12 protein-coding genes are annotated in these 18033 nt (G+C 71.3%); 2 read left to right on the top strand and 10 right to left on the bottom strand.

Annotated elements, in window-relative coordinates:
• Window positions 1-245: 245 nt before the first annotated feature.
• The 4 genes from ACTOQ1_RS08550 to ACTOQ1_RS08535 all read right to left on the bottom strand — a co-directional run bounded on the left by ACTOQ1_RS08550 (window position 246) and on the right by ACTOQ1_RS08535 (window position 7240).
• Window positions 246-2855 (bottom strand): sensor histidine kinase, encoded by a 2610-nt coding sequence (locus ACTOQ1_RS08550; RefSeq protein ID WP_440065694.1) that lies wholly within the window; start codon window positions 2853-2855, stop codon window positions 246-248.
• Window positions 2856-3118: 263 nt separating this feature from the next.
• The gene (locus tag ACTOQ1_RS08545; RefSeq protein ID WP_440065693.1) at window positions 3119-4624 is read right to left on the bottom strand and encodes a SagB/ThcOx family dehydrogenase; all 1506 of its coding nucleotides are present in this window, start codon (window positions 4622-4624) and stop codon (window positions 3119-3121) included.
• 64 nt (window positions 4625-4688) lie between these two features.
• The gene (locus ACTOQ1_RS08540) at window positions 4689-6977 is read right to left on the bottom strand and encodes a TOMM precursor leader peptide-binding protein (RefSeq protein WP_440065692.1); all 2289 of its coding nucleotides are present in this window, start codon (window positions 6975-6977) and stop codon (window positions 4689-4691) included.
• Entirely contained in the window at window positions 6974-7240 is a 267-nt protein-coding gene (locus ACTOQ1_RS08535; RefSeq protein WP_440065691.1) for a hypothetical protein, read from the bottom strand. Before ACTOQ1_RS08535 ends, ACTOQ1_RS08540 begins: the two co-directional genes overlap by 4 nt.
• 420 nt (window positions 7241-7660) lie before the next feature.
• Between ACTOQ1_RS08535 and ACTOQ1_RS08530 the strand changes: the two genes are divergently transcribed.
• Window positions 7661-8536: a LysR substrate-binding domain-containing protein gene (locus ACTOQ1_RS08530; protein WP_440065690.1), complete on the top strand. Its 876-nt coding sequence runs from the start codon at window positions 7661-7663 to the stop codon at window positions 8534-8536.
• 281 nt (window positions 8537-8817) lie between these two features.
• On the opposite strand, the gene ACTOQ1_RS08525 is transcribed toward ACTOQ1_RS08530, so the two are convergent.
• Window positions 8818-9834: a hemolysin family protein gene (locus ACTOQ1_RS08525; protein WP_440065689.1), complete on the bottom strand. Its 1017-nt coding sequence runs from the start codon at window positions 9832-9834 to the stop codon at window positions 8818-8820.
• Window positions 9831-11258, bottom strand: coding sequence for a hemolysin family protein (locus ACTOQ1_RS08520; protein ID WP_440065688.1), 1428 nt, complete (start codon window positions 11256-11258; stop codon window positions 9831-9833). The genes ACTOQ1_RS08525 and ACTOQ1_RS08520 overlap by 4 nt, the downstream gene beginning before the upstream one ends.
• Before the next feature lie 479 nt (window positions 11259-11737).
• On the opposite strand from ACTOQ1_RS08520, the gene ACTOQ1_RS08515 reads away from it, so the two are divergent.
• Window positions 11738-12715: a sporulation protein gene (locus ACTOQ1_RS08515; protein WP_440065687.1), complete on the top strand. Its 978-nt coding sequence runs from the start codon at window positions 11738-11740 to the stop codon at window positions 12713-12715.
• 209 nt (window positions 12716-12924) lie between these two features.
• On the opposite strand, the gene ACTOQ1_RS08510 is transcribed toward ACTOQ1_RS08515, so the two are convergent.
• The 4 genes from ACTOQ1_RS08510 to ACTOQ1_RS08495 form a co-directional block, all read right to left on the bottom strand.
• Complete coding sequence (locus ACTOQ1_RS08510) at window positions 12925-14172, bottom strand: sulfate adenylyltransferase subunit 1 (protein WP_440065686.1); 1248 nt, start codon at window positions 14170-14172, stop codon at window positions 12925-12927.
• Window positions 14172-15104: a sulfate adenylyltransferase subunit CysD gene (gene cysD / locus ACTOQ1_RS08505; protein WP_440065685.1), complete on the bottom strand. Its 933-nt coding sequence runs from the start codon at window positions 15102-15104 to the stop codon at window positions 14172-14174. The genes ACTOQ1_RS08510 and cysD overlap by 1 nt, the downstream gene beginning before the upstream one ends.
• Window positions 15104-17125 (bottom strand): M20/M25/M40 family metallo-hydrolase, encoded by a 2022-nt coding sequence (locus ACTOQ1_RS08500; protein WP_440065684.1) that lies wholly within the window; start codon window positions 17123-17125, stop codon window positions 15104-15106. The genes cysD and ACTOQ1_RS08500 overlap by 1 nt, the downstream gene beginning before the upstream one ends.
• Before the next feature lie 81 nt (window positions 17126-17206).
• On the bottom strand, window positions 17207-17977 hold the full coding sequence (locus ACTOQ1_RS08495; protein ID WP_440065683.1) for an SDR family NAD(P)-dependent oxidoreductase: 771 nt from the start codon (window positions 17975-17977) through the stop codon (window positions 17207-17209).
• Window positions 17978-18033 lie beyond the last annotated feature (56 nt).

Here is an 18033-nt window from a genome sequence, read left to right as displayed (position 1 = left end):
TCTCTCGATCTCGCGGGCGCCCCTGCGGCCGATCCCACGGGCGGCGCCGGAGGCGGCACCGGGAGCGATCCCGCGAACGACTCTGCGAGGCGATTCTCGTCCACATACGCCTCGCCACCGTTCGATCAAACGACTGGACCAACCGATCTTGCCCCGAATAGTACCCAGTCAATTGAATTTGGCAATGCCGTGGAATTCTGACATTCACTTACTCGCATTTGTCAGCCGAAAACGCTCCGGCCGTATCACCCGCCCTGGCCGTCCGTTCTCCGCGCGCCTCCCGATATACCTCCGGACATATCTTCCGGTGTGTCTCCCCGAGCGTCCCGCGCCGTGTCCCCCAACGCCTGCGTACGGGGAACGAGGGCCGCGCCGGGAGCGGTGACGACCAGCCGGAACGCCCCGTCGGCGACCTCGGCCGCCAGCCGCCCGCCGACGGCGCCCAGCCGTGCCGCCAGGTCCCCCAGCCCGGAATCGTCGCGGACGGCCGGAAGCACCTCCGGCGGCGCCCCGTCGTTGGTCACGCACAACCGCAGCCCGCCCGCTTCCAGGACCACCTCGATCGAGCACCGCCGCGCGTCACTGTGCCGCAGCACGTTCGTGGCCGCCTCACGCAGCACGACCGCGAGCAGCGCGTCCAGCTCGCCGAGAACCAGGTCCGCGGGAACGGTCACCCCGGTGTCGATTCCCGCGGCGGCGAGCGTGGAGACCGACGAGTCCACCTCCGCGTCGAACGACATGTGCCGGTACCCGCTGGCCACCGCCCGGACGTCCGCGACCGCCCGCCGCGCGATCTCCAGCACCTCCGCCACCTCGGTCTTCGCCCGCTCCGCGGACCTCGGCAGCAGCCGGTGCGCCAGCTCGCTCTTGACGATCATCACCGACAGCTCGTGCCCCAGCAGCGCGTGCAGGTCCCGCGCCACCCGCAACCGCTCCTGGGTCACCGCCATCCGCGCCAGCTCCCCCCGCGTCCGGTCCACCTGCGCCACCAGGTCCGACAGCGAGCTGATGCCGAAGACCACCAGCCCGGTCAGGAGCGTGGAGATCACCAGGTACGCGGTCCACTCCGCCACGTCGCCCTGGAGCACGGACAGCAGCATCACCCCCGCGCCGACGGCCGCGTACAGCACCCACCGCCAGCGGCCGCCCACCAGCAGCAGGCCCGCCCCCGCGAGGAAACCGCCCATCGAACCCCACGGCGCGCCGATCCACAGCAGCGGCAGGACCGTGGCGACCGCCTGCACCGCCAGGGTCACCTTCCTGAGCCACCCCGGCCACGACCGGTGCTCCCCCAGGGAGTGGACGATCTGCACGCCGACCAGCACGGCCACGCACGCGGCGAATCCGATCAGCCCGACCGGGTGCGGCCGCTCCGCCAGCACGTTGACCACGATGAGGACGCCGTACCCCGACAGCACCAGCACGGCGATGAAGCGCGCCACCCGCAGGTGCCACGTCCGCACCGTGGCCCTGACCGGCGGCCGGTCGCCCGGTGCTCCCGGTCGCGCGTGCTCCTCCTCCGGCGCTCCGGGCGCCCTGACCGTCCCGGGCGTGCCGGGAGTCCCCGGCACCCCGGATTCCTCGGACGTCTCCGGCGCCTCGGACGTCCTGGTCGCCTCGGACGTCCTGGTCGTCTCGGACGCGCCGGGGACCTCGGAGCCCTTCGCGACCGGGGCCTCCGCCGTCAGCTGGAACCACTCACCGTCGACCGTGACCGACAACCGTCCCCCCGCGGCCTCCAGCCGGCCCGTGAGATTCCCCAGTCCCGTACCGGTCCCGAACGAGCGCGTCCCCAGTTCCGGCTCGACCCCGTCGTTGCCGACCCGCAGCCGCGCCCAGCCCTCCTCCACCCCCGCCTCGATCTCGCAGCGCTGCGCCTTGCTGTGCCGCAGCACGTTGGTGACCGCCTCCCGCAGCACGATCGCCAGCACGGTGTCCAGCGCCTCGGGCAGGCCCTCCCGCGAGACGGCCACGCCCACCCGTATCTCGGCGACCGACAGCATCGACTCCGCCGACTCGACCTCCGCCGTCAGCGACATGGGGAGATACCCGCCCGCCACCACCCGCACCTCCGCCAGCGCGCGGCGGGCGATCACCAGGACGTCCCGGAGTTCCTGCCGCGCCCGGTCGGCCGCCCCCGGCAGCAGCCGGTACGCCAGCTCGCTCTTCAGGGTCATCGCCGACACGTTGTAGCCCAGCAGGTCGTGCAGGTCCCGCGCCACCCGCAGCCGCTCCCGCGCCACCGCCATCCGCGCGAACTCCCCCCGCGCCGCGTAGAGCATCTTCACCAGAGACGCCAGCGAGCTGACCCCGTACACCATCAACCCGGTCAGCAGGGTGAAGTAGACGCTGTAGACGACGTCCAACGCCAGTAGGTTCGCCTCCCGGAGGGCGAGCAGCACGCCGACACCGGCGGCGACGGCGAAGAAGAGCCCCCAGCGCCCCGGCCCCGCCACCACCAGCAGCATGGACCCGGCGAGGAACCCCGCGATGGATCCCGCCTGCGGACCGACCCACGCGAACGGCAGGAAGGTGGCGACGGCCTGTGTCGACAGCGTGAGAACCCGGACCGGCGCGGGCCAGCTCAGCGCGTCCCGCGTCGAATGCGCGAGCTGCAGGACCAGCGCGACGAACAGGCAGCCGGCGAAGCCCAGCAGGTCGGGGCCCGGCAGGCCGCTTCCCCATACGAACATCAGCGCGTTGAACACGTAGCCGTACAGGACGGCGACGATGATCGCGCGGGCCATTCTGGGGGCCGCCAGCCCGCCCACCCCGTGCCGGGTCCTACGGCGTGACCTGTGCAGCGACCTGGCGAATCCGCGCCAGCGCTGCGGAGGGCCGGCGTTCACCGTCATCGACCGTCTCCTTCAAAGCCCGACCGGTGGTCCTTCCCCGTCAGCCCGACGCCCCGAAACAATCTATATCAGCTGAATAAGCTTAGATAGGCCCGTCCGCGTGGCTCCAGGGGAATCAACGGGTGCACGCAGCGGAAAATCCGCGTGTCATAGTCGTGCGGCACGATTCACGCGCGTCTTGCGGGTGGGACGCGGCGTGTTCACGCTGCTCCCGCCACGCACATCCTCACGCATTCATAAAATGCCAAAAAGGGAAGTCCGACTCACGCGATTTCCGCCCTTGCTCGAAGAACCCACTCGGCGTCATTCACCGCGTATCGCCCGGAAAAGCGGTTCGGCTCGCGCCCGGGACGGTGGCCGACGACGAATCCGCCGACACTCGACTCGACACGCCAGTCGAGGCCGAAAACGCGTCCCGTCACCTCGATGTCGCCGCTGTCCAGCCTGCACGCCGCCAGCCCCATGGCCGTACTGACCAAGGAGAGCGTCTGCGTCAGCGCTCCGACGTTCTTGAGCACCAGCGAGTAGCTTAGCCCGTTGTACTTCCGCGAGAGCCTGCGGAACCGCGCGGTGATGGTCAGCAGGACGGGCGGCGTCGCGTCCAGGTTCGCCGCCACCATGCCCGTCTCCAGCAGCTCGTCCACGTCCGCCGGGGTGGACTCGATCGGCTCCAGCCGGTGCCGCAGCGGGTCGTAGTGGTAGACGCCCCGGGGGACGCCGGCGCACCTGTCCACCGTGGCGTACAGCTCGAGCTCGTAGGAGCCGCCGCTGCTCGGGTAGGGGCGATCGCTCGTCGAGGTCGTCGAGGTCTCGTCCGGGGAGCCGACCAGGGACCGGACCCTGGCCGTCCGGTACAGGAGCTCCCCGAGCTCGTCGGCCGTCAGCTGTCTCTCACCGTAGTGCCGGGTGTGCCGGCTCGCCTCGACGACCGTGGTCAGCGGCGGATCCGCCGCGAGCAGCTCGCCCCACTTCGGCCGGGGCAGCGCGACGGGAGCCCGCTCCTGCCCCGGATCGGCGAGAGCCCGCGCGGGCTCCGGCTTCACGACGGGCTCGACGCTCCACTTGTCTCCCATCGGGTACGTCGCCCCGAAGTCGTGGTCGTGCCGGCCCAGGGTGGACCGGGTGTGGAACATGAGGTCGACGGGAGTCCAGGCGACGAGGGCGGGGTCGACGTCCTCCTCGAACACCATCGGCTGGAAGGGGTCCTCCTCCACGGTCTGCACCACCATCCCCGCCGCCATCAGATAGGCGATCACGGGCCGGCGGTCCCGCTCGATCTCCGACGGGACGACCGGGCGGATCAGCGACCCGACACCGGACATGGCCTCGGCCCGGTGCAGGATGACCCGGTGCAGCGACAGCGGGGACTCGATGTGGTAATTGTTCCCGTCGGTTCTGATCAGCGCGAACCTGGACAGGCGGACCGGGTGCAGCAGGGGGACCTCCGGCAACCGGAACCGTGCCCGCTGGGCGAGCGGGATCACCGACATCAGCGGCTGCTCGGGGTCGAAGCCGAAGGAACGCACCACGAGGTGCTGGAGACCGTCGAGGATCGCGTCGAGCTCCCGCCGCTCGGCGTCCTCGCGGATGACGTTGTCGAGCGAGGTGGGCCCCAGGCTCATCCGGCGCATCGCCTCCAGCACGGCGGATCCGGGGGATCGCAGGACCACGTCCTCCCAGCGGCTGTGGAGCACCACGGTCCCGCTGTACGGTTCCGGTTCGACGTACACGTCCTCCCGGAACGACCACTGGGGGAATATCTGGAGCACATCGGTATCGCTGCCTTGGCCTCCAACCATCTTGTGACTCCTGACCCTTGTCGAGGCGGAACGGCTACATGAACAGGGGAATCGGGTTGAGGTCCTCGTAGGCCGTCGCCCTGTCGAGACGCCCGAGGAGGACGGGGACGTCGTACAGCCGGCCGGGGCCGAACCTCGCCCAGAAATGCCGCAGGCCGGGAACGACGACCTTGACGACCGGCATGCCGATGTCGGGACGCGTCTGGTCGAGGACGAGGACGTCCAGGCCCATCCGCCCGGCCAGCGTGACGATGTGCTCGACGTCCTCCCGCAGATCGCCGCGAGGGGTGTAAGCGTAGTCGCCCAGGATCCGCGGGGCCCGGTCCTCGTGGGGACGGAGGTAGGGCTGATTCTCCGTCGTCGCGGTGAGCCACCAGTCCCGGATGTGGTGATCGGTCGCGCCGTACCCCGTCCCGTCGGCGCGTGCCCCGGCGACGGCCGGGAGCAGCTGCCCGAGTTCGGTCAGCGCGCGCCGCGCGGCGATCCGGGGGTCGAAGTGGGCCCCGAACCCGAGCATGATGTCCTCGGCCGGCTTGTCGACGCGCCGCGAGATCGCCGCCATGACGGGGATGCCCAGGTCGGAGGTGACGTCGAGGACCCAGAACTCCCGGTCGATGTCCTCGTAGCGCGACCGGAGGTCGGTGATCCACGGGTCGTCGAAAGAGCCGAGGTCCACCGCGGGCTGGCGCGTGCGGTTGTACCACCAGATGGCCACCGCGTCGCGCTCCACCAGTTCGAGGAAGCCCTGGACGATCGCGTCCTCGACGCTGGAGCCCGCGGCGTTCCCGTTCGAGGTCGCGCGCACCGACGGATGGCCGCCCCTGCTGAAGTAGAGCAGGTCGGTGGGGAGCAGTCGCTGCCGCTTCGCGGTGAGCGACCACACCGGGGTCCACTCGACGACCTCCTCGTCGTCGAACGGCTCCGGGATGTGCTGGAAGGCCATGCTCTCGGCGTTCCAGCGGTCGCGGTCCTCGAACTGGCGCCGGTGGAAGTGCTGGCACTCGTCGGGACGCACGGCTCGCTCGCCCAGGCCGCGGAGGCTGTCTCTCACCGTCGGCTCGTCCCCGTGCCGCGAGCCGCAGTGTCTCTCCACCGCCTCGCAGAGCGCGCCCACCCTGGCCTCGATGTCGGTGCTCCCCTTGCCGCCGCTCTGCTGGCGCAGACCGGCTCTCATCGCGGTGAGGCTGTCGTCGGTGAGCGCGAGATTCGGCCCGGAAAGGTAGCAGTGCAGGAAGGAGGGGCTTCGGGGGTCGCGCCGGATCGCGTCCGTGATCCCGGTGAGGGGGTCGGCCAGGTGGCGGTAGCGTTCCCACACCAGCTCGCAGGCGAGCGCGCGGTGCCCGTTGCCGCCCATGGCCGCCTTGCTCCTGGACGCGATGACGACGGGCTTTCCGACACTCGCCGCCACCAGCCCGGAATCCCCGCAGGAGGGGCACTGCGGGCGCTTCTCCACGCGGTGGTGGCGGCCCTCCAGCGAGAAGGTGTCCAGCGTCCACACGGTGTCCTGCTGTCCGCCCCGCGACCCGGCCAGCCACTTGACCGCCTCCAGGGCCGCGAACTGCGCCCCGAGGGCGCGGGTGAGGGGCAGCGACGCGTCGGGCGGGCTGGTGGCACCCGTCTTCGACGCGCTCCACAGCCGCGCCTCCCCGCGCCGGTGCCCGCGCAACCGCGTGGTCAGGCAGGACCAGCAGGGCCCCTCACCCGGCCGGAAGACCGGGCCGATCCACAGGTCGGCGCCGGTCGGCTTGGCCAGCAGCCAGGGCCGCCCGTCCGCCAGCAGCCGCTCGTTGACCCGTTCGAGTTCCGGGTCGAGGTAGTCGTCGCAGAGAACGAGGGTCAGGGCCGCGGGCCGGTCACCGTCCTCCTCGACGGTGACGCCCATCGATCGCAACGCCTCGGCCACGGGCCCCGCGTCGACGCCCCCGAGGGCGACGAGCCCGACGGACGACTCCGCCAGGGCCGTCGCGGCCCGATCCGCGTCCATCCGCCCGAGGTCCCAGTACGCCTCGGACGCGACATCGGCGCCGCCGCGCGGGGGACGGCGGGATCCGACGAGGTTCGCCTCCGCCAGCCTGCCGAGGATCCGCCCGAGCTGCACGGCCGATATCTCGGACGCCGTCCGCCTCCGCACCTCGGCGAGGCTGTGGTCGCCGCCCAGCAGCGGCGCGAGCGCCTGGATCTGCCTGCCGGACAGGGCGACCGTTCCCCGGGCCGAGGTCAGATAGACCGCCTCTCCCGGAACCGTCACCGCCCGCAGGTGGCGCTTGAATCCGATCAGCGGTGAGGTCGCCCTGTCCTCGATGTCCTCGATGGGATCGTTCATCCGCAGTATGTCCAAGCGGCCACGACGGGAGCGGGATGGTCGAGGTCCTCGATGACGAGGTCATCGAGGACCTCGCACTCCACGGGCCCGGTGCCCGGCTCGGGCGCATCCTCCCCGCCGCGGAGGTGGACACCGAACCCGGCGAGCGTGGCGACGGGGTCGCCGGCGAGCGCGGGCTCGCTCCAGGCGCTCACGAAGAACTCGGCGAAGAGCCGGTCGTGCTCCTTCGGCTGCTCAGTCCGTGAAGCGTTCAAGGTCACCATCGCCGTCTCCTCGATCTGGATGAGTTCGAATAAGTAAATTGTGCTTCTCGACCGGCCACGAGAATAGTTTTCGCGTCATCAAGCGAGCATGAGAGTTTCACACCGCACTCGTGGCCCTGTGTGTAGGAGCTCCCGGTCGCCCGGGGTTACGCTGACCGCATCCGGACCGGAAGACTGGAGGAGACCATGGAGCGGAAGCAAATCCGCCGGCCGCAGAGAAAACTCATCCGGATCCCCCGACAGCGGAAGAAACGTGCGAACGACTCCCGGTACGCCCTCGACACCCGCACTCCCAGCGGGGTCCACCTGCCCTACTAGAGCACGGCACGAACATCCGGAAAAGCTTGCGACCTATTTATCCAAAAGCCACCTCGAACAGATGGCTCGATACTTTCCTACTAGGTCAGCTTAAGAGGAAGAATGTACCACGACCTGCAAATAAATCGGCTGAGAGCATTGGTCACCGTAGTCGATGTCGGCGGTTTCCGGAGGGCCGCGGAGGCCCTGCACATAACCCAGCCCGCCATCAGCCAGCAGATCCGCCAGCTGAGCGGTCTCGTCAAGGGGCCCATATTCATCTCGACCGGCCGGAAGCTGCAGCTCAGCCCGCAGGGCGAGGAACTCCTCGGGTACGCCCGCCGCCTCGTGGCACTCAACGACGAGGCGGTGGGCCGTTTCGTCCCCGCGCCGGGGAACGTGCGGCTGTCCATCGGGATCGTCAACCAGCTCGCCGAGGCGCTCCCGGAAATCCTGCGGCTGCTCACCAAGGGCATGCCGCACGCCCAGGTCAGCGTCCAGACGGGGCTGAGCGAATCCCTGGAGGGCCGGGTGAACACCGGCCAGCTGGACCTGGCGCTGCTCCTCCAGACGAAGTCCCACGGCGCCGGCGCCACGAGCCAGGAACTCGGCCACATGCGTATGGACTGGTTCGGCCGTCCGGCCCACGGAGAGGGCGCCGCGCTCCCGCTCACGCTCTTCACGGAACCGTGCACGCTCCGCGGCCGCATCGTCGACATCCTCGACGAGTCGGACGTCCCGTGGCGTGTCGGCTACGAGGGTGCCGAGCTCGTCGGGCTGCGCGCGGCCGCCAAGGCCGGCCTGGGCGTGGCCTGCCTCGTCGCCAACGGCGACGACCTCTGGGGCCTGCCCAAGGCGGCCAAGCTCACCCTTCCCTCCCCGCCGGGCCCGCTGCCGGTGACCATGGCCCTCTCCACCGGCGCCGCGACCTCGGGGTACGTCCCGATCGCACGCAAGGCCTTCCAGCAGTCACTGCGCGGCTACCCCTTCGCCGGCTGAGCCCTCTGAACAGGCCGGCCCGATCGAGCCGGTCGACTCCGTCCCCGAAGATTTCCCACCGGGTGGCTCGCCCTGAAGACGCCGGGTGACTCACCCCGATGACCACGGGCACCGGACGACCCGCCGCCCAGGCGAGCAGACTCACCCCGGAAACCACGAACACCCGATGACTCACCCTGAAGATGCCGGGTGAACCGCCCTGGAGATGCCGGGTGACTCACCCGAAGGCGTCGGGTGACCTCACTGCCGACCACCACGAGCGAGAGACCGGGTGCTCCCCCTCAGGTGGGGATGAGCAGCGTGCTCAGCAGGTCGTCCAGGCTGATCAGGCCGACGGGAGCGCCGTCGGGGGAACGGACGAGCGCCAGCTGGCTGTGGGCGGCGCGCAGCGTGGTCACGGCCTCCGAAATCGAGGTGGTGGAGGGCAGCTCGGGCAGGCGGTAGGCGAGATCACCCGCGCGGGAGGCGGCGCCGCGACGGCGGGCCAGGTAGGCGTCGCGCACGTGGACGACACCGACCGCCTCACCCGCGTCGTCCCGGACGATCAGGCGGGTGCGGCCGGTGCGGGCGCAGGTGTCGATCACCTCCTGGCAGGAGTCGCCGGCCGCGACCGCGACGATGCCGCCGGCGGGGGCGACCAGCGGGGCGATCTCGGCGACCGGGGCGCGCAGGGCCTGGGTGAGCACGGCGTGGTCGGTGGTCTCGATGAGGCCCAGGCGGCGTGACTCCTCCACCAGGCGCTGCAGCTGGGCGGAGGTGCGCGGGTTGGAGATCTCATCGCGCGGCTGGACCCGCACCGTGCGCAGCAGCAGGTTGCTGACGCCGTTGAGCGTGGTCAGGATCGGCCGCACCGCCACGGTGAAGCCGCGAAACGGCAGCGCCAGGATGGTGGCCGAGCGCTCGGGGTGGGCGATGGCCCACGACTTGGGAGCCATCTCGCCGATGACCATGTGCAGGAACGTCACGATGGCCAGCGCGATCACGAAGGCGACCGCGTGCGCGGCGGCCTCGGGCAGGCCCAGGGTGTGAAACAGCGGGGCCAGGCTGCCGGCGATCAGCGGTTCGGAGACCACGCCCAGGCCCAGCGAGCACAACGTGATGCCCAGCTGCGCTCCGGCGAGCATCAGCGACAGCTCGCGGATGCCCTTGACCGCCGCGGCGGCGGCGCGGCTGCCGTGCGCGGCGGCTTTCTCCAGCCGGTGCCGTTTGGCGGCGACCAGCGCGAACTCGGAGGCGACGAAGAAGCCGTTGCCGATCAGCAGGACGATGGTGAGGGTCAGGCCCAGGGGCAGGTTCACCTGTCCTCACCCTCGCCGGCCTGACGCTGCTCGCGGCCCGGCTCGTCGACCTGCTCGCGGCCCTGCTCGTCGGCCTGCTCGTCGGCGGGGGCGGTGTGGCGCAGGGGGTGCAGCCGTACCCGTTCGGGAACGTGCCGGTCCAAGGTCAGTACCTCGATCTCGACGTGGGTGGGCGCGTCATCGGTCATGGAGGGCACCAGCTCGGCGGTGACCACGTCACCGGGGACGGCGAACCGGCCCAGGCGATCCAGCACCAGGCCGCCGACGGTGTCGTAGTCGTCCTCGTCGGGCAGCTCCAGCCCGGTGGCCAGGGCGACCTCGTCGATGCGCAGCTCCGCCTCGATCTCCCAGTCCTCGCCGGTGTGGATCACCGCGGGGATGTCGAGGTCGTTCTCGTCGGCGATCTCCCCGACCAGCTCTTCGGCGACGTCCTCCCAGGTGACGAGCCCGCTCAGGCCGCCGTGCTCGTCAAGGACGCAGGCGACCTCCCGCCCGCGGGCGTGCATCTGTGCCACCAGGTCCGGCAGCGAGGTCGAGAACGGCACCACCAGCACGTCGCGGGCGACGTCGGCGACCCGCGTGCCCGCGGCCCGCTCCGGTGACAGAGCGGCCAGCTCGCGCAGGCTCACCATGCCGACCAGGTCGTCCACCCCGTCGCCGCCGAGCACCGGGTAGTGGGTGTGGCCGTGGCGGGCGATGATCTCGTCCAGCTCCGGGACCAGCGCCGAGCCGCTGACGGCGATGACGTTCGCGCGCGCGACCATGACCTCCTCGGCGGTGTGCTCGGAGAAGGCCAGCGCCCGCTCCAGCAGGTCGGCCTGCTCACCGGGCAGGTGCCCGTGCGCCTCGGACTCGCCGATGATGTGCCCGAGCTCCTCCAGGGTGGCGCCGTGGTGCAGTTCCTCGACCGGTTCGATGCCGACCGCCCGCAGCAGCCTGTTGGCCGCCGAGTCGAACAGCTTGATGATCGGCCCGGCGATCATCAAGTAGATCAGGGTGGAGGAGGCCAAGGCGCGGGCCAAAGGTTCGGGCCTGGCCAGCGCGAGGTTCTTGGGCGCCAGCTCGCCCAGCACCATCTGGACGATCGTGGCGATGACGAAACCGATCACCAGGGCGATGGCGTCGACCGCGCCGCCGCTCAGGCCGGCGGCGCTCAGTGCGGGGGCGACCAGTTCGGCGAGTGCGGGTTTGGCGATGAAGCCGACGACCAGCGCGGTGACGGTGATGCCGAGCTGGGCGCCCGAGAGCATGAACGACAGCCGCTCCATGACCTTGACGGCCTTGGCGGCCTTCTTGTCCCCGGCGGCCGCCTGCTGGGACAGGGTCAGCCGGTCGGCGGTGACGTAGGCGAACTCCTGGGCGACGAAGTAGCCGGTCGCCAGGGTCAGCACCAGCACGGCCAGCAGACCCAGCGCGATACTCACCGCGAGCTCCCATCCGGTGATCGGCGGTTTCTGGCGCGGCCTGCGCCATGGCCTGAGTCCGGCGACACGGACATCACCACCTTGCCCTTCCCCTCCGGCTCCAGCGAGCCGTTTCGGCGGACCTGGACGTCACCGGCCAGGTGGTCTTGCGCCACGCTATCGGCCTTTGAGGACGAAGCAGCGCCGGCGACCTGCTTGCCCGGGGCAACGTCTCGCCTGCCGGCCAGGTGCCCGGTCGTGAGGCAGGTCACGCCCCAACCGTCTCGCCGGTTCCTCCTCGCCCGGACTCGCCGCCGCCTGTACGCCTGCCGCGGCGCGTTCTTCGAGGATCCCCCGACCTCCGCACCAGGTGAGACACGTTTTTTACCTGCCGATCCGCTATGGAGCAGCGGGAACCCTTGCCGCGAGGTGATCGTTTCCCTCTCGACCGTCACACGTCACGCGAGCGAGAAAGAGAGGAAACCGTGATCTTCAAACGGATGCTAGGGGCCTTCGGGGTCGGGGCTCCCTCGGTGGACACCGTGCTGGCCGCGCCGCGGGTGCGTCCCGGCGAGCTGCTGAGCGGCGAGGTGCGCGTCAAGGGCGGTGACTTCGACGCCGACATCGAGTACATCGCCCTCGGCCTGGTCACCAGGATGGAGTCTGAGCACGGCGAGGGTGAGCAGACCGGCCTGGTGGAGTTCTTCCGCACCCAGGTCAGCGGGCCCTTCCGGCTGCGCAGCGGCGAGGACAAGGTGGTGCCGTTCCAGCTCCCCGTCCCGTGGGAGGCTCCGGTCACCGAGGTGATGGGCCAGCGCCTGCACGGCATGGTCATGGGGGTGCGCACCGAGCTGGCGATCGCCGCGGCCGTCGACAAGGGCGACATGGACCCGGTCGAGATCGCCCCCCTGGCCTCCCAGCAGGCCGTGCTGGACGCCTTCGTGCGACTCGGCTTCCACTTCAAGAGCGCCGACATCGAGCACGGCCACCTGTACGGCGTCAGCCAGCAGCTGCCGTTCTACCAGGAGATCGAGTTCTACCCGCCGCCCGCCTACGCCGGGCAGATCAACGAGGTCGAGCTCACCTTCGTCGCCGGCCCCGCGGGCCTGGACGTCATCGTGGAGGCCGACAAGCGCTCCGGCGGCTACGGTTACGGCTCCGGCGACGACGCCTTCGGCCGCTGGCAGACCAGCCACGACCAAGCCGTGCACCGTGACTGGGCCGCCGAGATCAACGGCTGGCTGGCCGCTCTGGCCCAGCGCGGGCATGGCGGCTTCCACCCTGGCGGCCACGACCCCTACGCCTCCCACGGCGGTGCCCACTACGGCGGCCATCACGACGGTCACCACGGCGGCCACAGCAGCGGACCCGGCTGGGGCGGCATCGCCGCCGCCGGAGCCGCCGGTGTGGTCGGCGGCTTCGTCGCCGCCGAGGTCGTCGACGAGATCTTCGAAGACGACGAGGGCGAGGACGAGTAGTGAGACCTCGGTGAGATCAGCCCGTTGATCTCACCCCGAGGCCACACCGTTGACGGCCCGTCTCGCCTGCGCCGCGGGGCGGGCCTGCCGCGGTTCCCTTCGGCGCCCAGGCGCCCCCGGACGCCGTGGACCGCGCCCGCCTTCCACGGCCGGACGTCCGCGCGCCGACACTCTCATGGCGGATCCACTGACGCTCTCGCGGTCGGCGCTCACCCCGGCGGCGTCTCCTCGACGATCCCCGCGGCGCGGGTGGTCCCGTCCGCCGGATCGATCAGCAGGCAGGAACCGGTCATGCGGGACCGCGCGTAGGGGTCGGCCGCGAGAGGGTCGGTGGTACGCAGCACGACGTTCGCGATCTCGTTGACGGCGAGGCTGTCCGCCTCCGGGGCGCAGGTCAGATCCCCCAGGGCGACGGAGGGCACGATGTCCTCGACGACCGCCTGGACCGTCCTGGTGGTGTGCTTGACCAGGACCCGTTCCCCCACGCGCAGGGCGCGCTCGTGGAGGTGGCAGGTGGTCGTGCGCAGCTCGCAGGTGAGGTCGGGGGCCGCGTCCTCCGGCACGATGAGGGAGCCTCTGGAGACGTCGACGTCGTCGGAGAGGCGTACGGCGACCGACTGCGGCGCCCACGCCGTGGCGACGGGCTCGCCGAGCACGTCGATCGCCGCCACCGTGGAGGTCCGCCCGCCGGGCAGGACCGTGACGCGCTCGCCGACGCGCAGGACGCCGCTGGAGATCTGGCCGGCGTAGGCGCGGTGGCCGTCCGCCCGGATGACGTACTGGACGGGAAGCCGCGCGGGCGCCCGGGAGGGGTCGACGCCCACCGGCACCGTCTCCAGGAGTTCCAGGATCGTGGGACCGGTGTGCCAGTCCATGTTCGGCGAGGGGGTGACGATGTTGTCGCCGGTGAGGGCGGAGATCGGGATCGCGGTCACCTCGCCGATCCCGAGGCCGGACGCGTGTTCGGTGAACTCCTCGGCGATCGCCGCGAAGACCCCCTCGTCCCAGCCGACGAGGTCCATCTTGTTCACGGCCAGCACGACGTGGGGGACGCGGAGGAGGCCGGCGACGGCGGCGTGCCGCCTGGTCTGCGAGACGACGCCGTTGCGGGCGTCGACGACGATGAGCACGAGCTCGGCGGTCGAGGCGCCGGTGACCATGTTGCGGGTGTACTGCACGTGGCCGGGCGTGTCGGCGAGGATGAAGCGCCTGCGCGCGGTGGCGAAGTAGCGGTACGCGACGTCGATCGTGATTCCCTGCTCGCGCTCGGCGCGCAGGCCGTCCGTGAGCAGCGCGAGGTCGGCGGTCTCCAGGCCCTGCTTGCGCGAGGCCGCCTCCACCGCCTCCAACTGGTCGGCGAGGATCGATTTCGAGTCGTACAGCAGCCGGCCGACGAGGGTGGACTTCCCGTCGTCCACGGATCCGGCGGTGGCGAAACGCAGCAGTGTGGTGGTCATCAGAAGTAGCCCTCCCGTTTGCGGTCCTCCATGGCGGCCTCGCTCAGCTTGTCGTCGGCGCGGGTGGCGCCCCGCTCGGTCAGCCTGGAGGAGCAGATCTCCTCGATGACCGCCTCCAGGGTCGCGGCGCCGGAGTCGACGGCGCCGGTGCACGACATGTCGCCGACCGTGCGGTACCGCACGAGGCGCCGCTCCAGGGGCTCGTCCTCCCTCGGGCCGCCCCACGCGCCGGGGGCGAGCCACATGCCCCGGCGCGAGAAGACCTCGCGCTCGTGCGCGAAGTAGATCGGCGGAAGCTCGATCCCCTCCCTGAGGATGTACTGCCAGACGTCCAGCTCGGTCCAGTTCGACAGCGGGAAGACGCGGACGTGCTCGCCGGGCGAGTGGCGGCCGTTGTAGAGGTTCCACAGCTCGGGCCGCTGCCGCCGCGGGTCCCAGGCGCCGAAGTCGTCGCGCAGGGAGAACACCCGCTCCTTGGCGCGGGCCTTCTCCTCGTCCCGCCGCCCGCCGCCGAAGACCGCGTCGAAACCGTTCGTCTCGATGGCATCGAGCAGCGGCACCGTCTGCAGCGGGTTGCGCGAGCCGTCGGGCCGCTCGGCCAGCTCACCCCGGTCGATGAGCTCCTGGACCGAGGCGACCTCCAGCCGCAGGCCGTGCTCGGCGACGACGCGGTCCCGGTAGCCGATGACCTCGGGGAAGTTGTGGCCGGTGTCGACGTGCAACAGGGGGAACGGCACCGGCGCGGGGGCGAACGCCTTGCGCGCCAGGTGGAGCATGACGATGGAGTCCTTGCCCCCGGAGAAGAGGATCACCGGCCGGTCGAACTCCCCGGCCGTCTCCCGGAAGATGTGGGCGGCCTCCGCCTCCAGCGCGTCCAGGTGGGACAGCTGGTAGGTGTGGCCGGCGGTCTCGTCGACGGCGATCGTTGTCATCACGGTGTCCTCTCTCCTGCGACAGCCTCAGCGGCTCCAGCGGCTCCAGCGGCTCCAGCGGTCTCGCCCGCCCCGGCGCCACCGGCGGGCCCGGCACCTTCGGCGGGCCCGGCCGCGTCCTGCGGTGTGGCCGGCGTCGCCGGTGGGCGGCCCTGCTCCACCCAGTTCGCGACCGCCCTGGACAGCACGGTCCTGGCCCGTCTGAACTCCTCGGCGTCGAGGTGCTCGTCCGGCGTGTGGTCGAGCGCGGCGTCACCCGCGCCGTAGGCGACCATGGGCACTCCCCGCCAGGTGGTGGCGAGGGTGTTCATGTCACTGCTCCCCTTCTTCGCGAGGAACCTCGGAGCCACGCCCTCCTCCCTGAAGGCACGCGAGAACGCCTTCACCAGCGGGCTGGTGCGGGAGGTGACCACTCCGGGCGTGGCGCGGAGCACCTCCACGACGACCGGTCCCGCGACCCGGCGGACGAGCTCGACGAGGTGTTCCAGGTCCAGGGTGGGGGGAACCCGCACGTCGACGACGGTCTCGCCCAGCTGGACGTCCCCGCCGTTCACCGCGTGGATGCCGAGCACGGCCACCAGCGCCTGGGAGTCGGCCCTGCCGATCTCGTCGCGCAGCCTGCTCAGGACGTCCACCATCTGGTCGGCGGCGGTGGTGACGCCCTGTCCCGCGGTGTGCCCGACGCTGTGGCTGACGCGCAGCCGCACCTTGAGCAGGCCGTAGTAGCCGATGGTCAGGGCCTTCTCGCCACTGGGCTCGCCCACGACCACCGCGTCGGCCGGGTAGTGGTCCCTGGCGTGGAAGGCCCCCGCCGAGGTGACCTCCTCCTCGACCGCGCCGACGACGCGCACCTGCGCCCAGCTCGGCACGTCCATGTCCGCGAGGGTCTCCAGGTAGGCGACGAGGCTGGCCTTGGCGTCGACGCAGCCCCGGCCGGTGATCGTCAGCCCGTCCCAGCGCACCGGCCACCGGTGCGGCACGGTGTCGAGGTGCCCGAGCATGAGCAGCCGCCGGTCGCCGGAGCCACGGGTGGCCACGAGGTTGCCGGCCGCGTCGATCTCCGCGTGGACGCCGCGCTCCGTGCACCAGTCCACCAGGTACTCGGCGAGCTCCCGCTCGTCGGCCGACACCGAGGAGATCTCCACGGCGCGGGCGAGGAGCGACAGGTCCGGCGCGGGCGCCGGGGCGCGCCAGAAGCGCGTTCCCGACGCGGGCGACAGGATGTGCGGCCCGGTTATCGCGACGTCGGCGCTCCCGTCGAGGGCGATCTCCGCCGCGCGTACCTTCTGCCGCATCCGGCCCCGCGCGAACCGCTCCCCCTCGCCGCGTACGACGTCGGCCAGGCGGCTCGCGGGATCCTCCGGATCGGCGAGCAGTCCCGGCGTGCCCGTGACGAGGCGCAGGTGGTCGGCGGCGAGGGCGTTGGCCAGCTCGGCGGCGAGGACGTCGGCGTCGACGTTGAGCGCTGAGCCGTCGCCGCCGTCGGTGCCACCGGAGCCGTCGGCGACGGGCGGCGAGAGGCACACCACGTCGAACGCGTCGAGCAGCGCCTGGAGGCGGTCCGCGGCCACTCCGGTCACGGTGCCCGCCCGGTGGTCGCGGACCACCGTCGTCCTGCCGTCCCGCACGGCCCGCAGCGGCCGGTTGGCCTGGGCGCTCACCAGCGCCCCGTCCCGCGCGACCGAGGCGAAGACGGTGAGCCCGCGCGAGGTGAGCGCGTCGCGCACGCGCGGCAGCGTCACCCGCTCGTACGCGTCCACGATGTGCGGCATCTCCTCGGGAGGGCAGTAGCGCACCTCGCTGTCGCCCCGCAGGCTCAGTGTCCTGACCGGGCGGCCGATGTCGGCGTAGTGCCGGGTGATGCCGGCCGCGCCGCCCGCGACGAGGAGCACGCGGGCGCCGCGGCGGCGCAGCAGCGCCAGCTCGTCGAAGAGCGCGTCGTGGCCGAGACTCGCGCTGCCTATCTTGACTACGTAGAGTGCCGCCTTGCGCGTACTGGCGACGTGTCCGAGTACGGACATCTTTCGCTCCTCCTCAGCTTCCCGGCCGGTCGGCCGATGTCCTCAGCCGATGTCCTCGGCTGATGTCCTCGGCCGATGCCTTCAGCCGATGCCGCGGGTGTTGCCTCCGTCGGCCACGAAAACCGTGCCCGTGACGTACGAGGCCTGGTCGCTGGCGAGCATGGCGGCCAGCGCGCCGAAATCCGCCACGTCCCCGATCCTGCCGAGGGGGATCCGCTCGGCGACGCGGGCGATCTCCGTCTCCACCTCCGCGCCGAACTGCTCGTCGAGGATGGGGGTGCGGTGGAAGCCCGGGGCGAGGATGTTGATCGTGACCCCGTTCGCGCCGAGCGCGTGCACCAGTCCCTTCATGTAGCCGAGCAGGCCCAGCCTGGCCACCGACGACAGGCCGCTCTCCGGGTGAGGCTGGCGCACCGACTCCGAGGCGATCATCAGCATGCGGCCCCAGCCGCCCTCCTTGATGAAGGGCAGCGCCGCGAGGGTGACGCTCACGTGCGGCAGGAGGTTCCCGTCGATGGCCGCCCGGTAGTCGGCGACCTGGAAGCTGTCGACGGGCCCGAACGGGACCCCGCCGGAGTTGGTCACCACGATGTCCAGCCCGCCGAACGTGTCCGCGGTCCGCCGCACCCATTCGGCGGCGGCCCGCTCGTCGCGCAGGTCCACGGGGGTGCTGAGCACCTCGCCCGTTCCCATCGTGTTGACCTCGACGTGGGCCGTGGCCAGCTTGGCGGGATCACGGCCGCAGATCGAGACGTTCGCCCCCTCCGCCGCGAGGGTCTTGGCCACGGCCAGCCCGAGCCCACTGCTCGAAGCCGCCACCAGGGCCACGCGCCCTTTAAGCCGAAGATCCATGAAATGGCTCCCTAATTCTCGTGCCTGCCCGATCGGCAGGAGCGGGTACCCGCGGC

The organism is Streptosporangium sp. OZ121, from assembly GCF_051918885.1.
Classification (GTDB): Bacteria; Actinomycetota; Actinomycetes; order Streptosporangiales; family Streptosporangiaceae; genus Streptosporangium.
The sequence above is the reverse complement of the archived record's forward strand: the minus strand, read 5'-3'. Positions and strand labels throughout refer to the sequence as shown.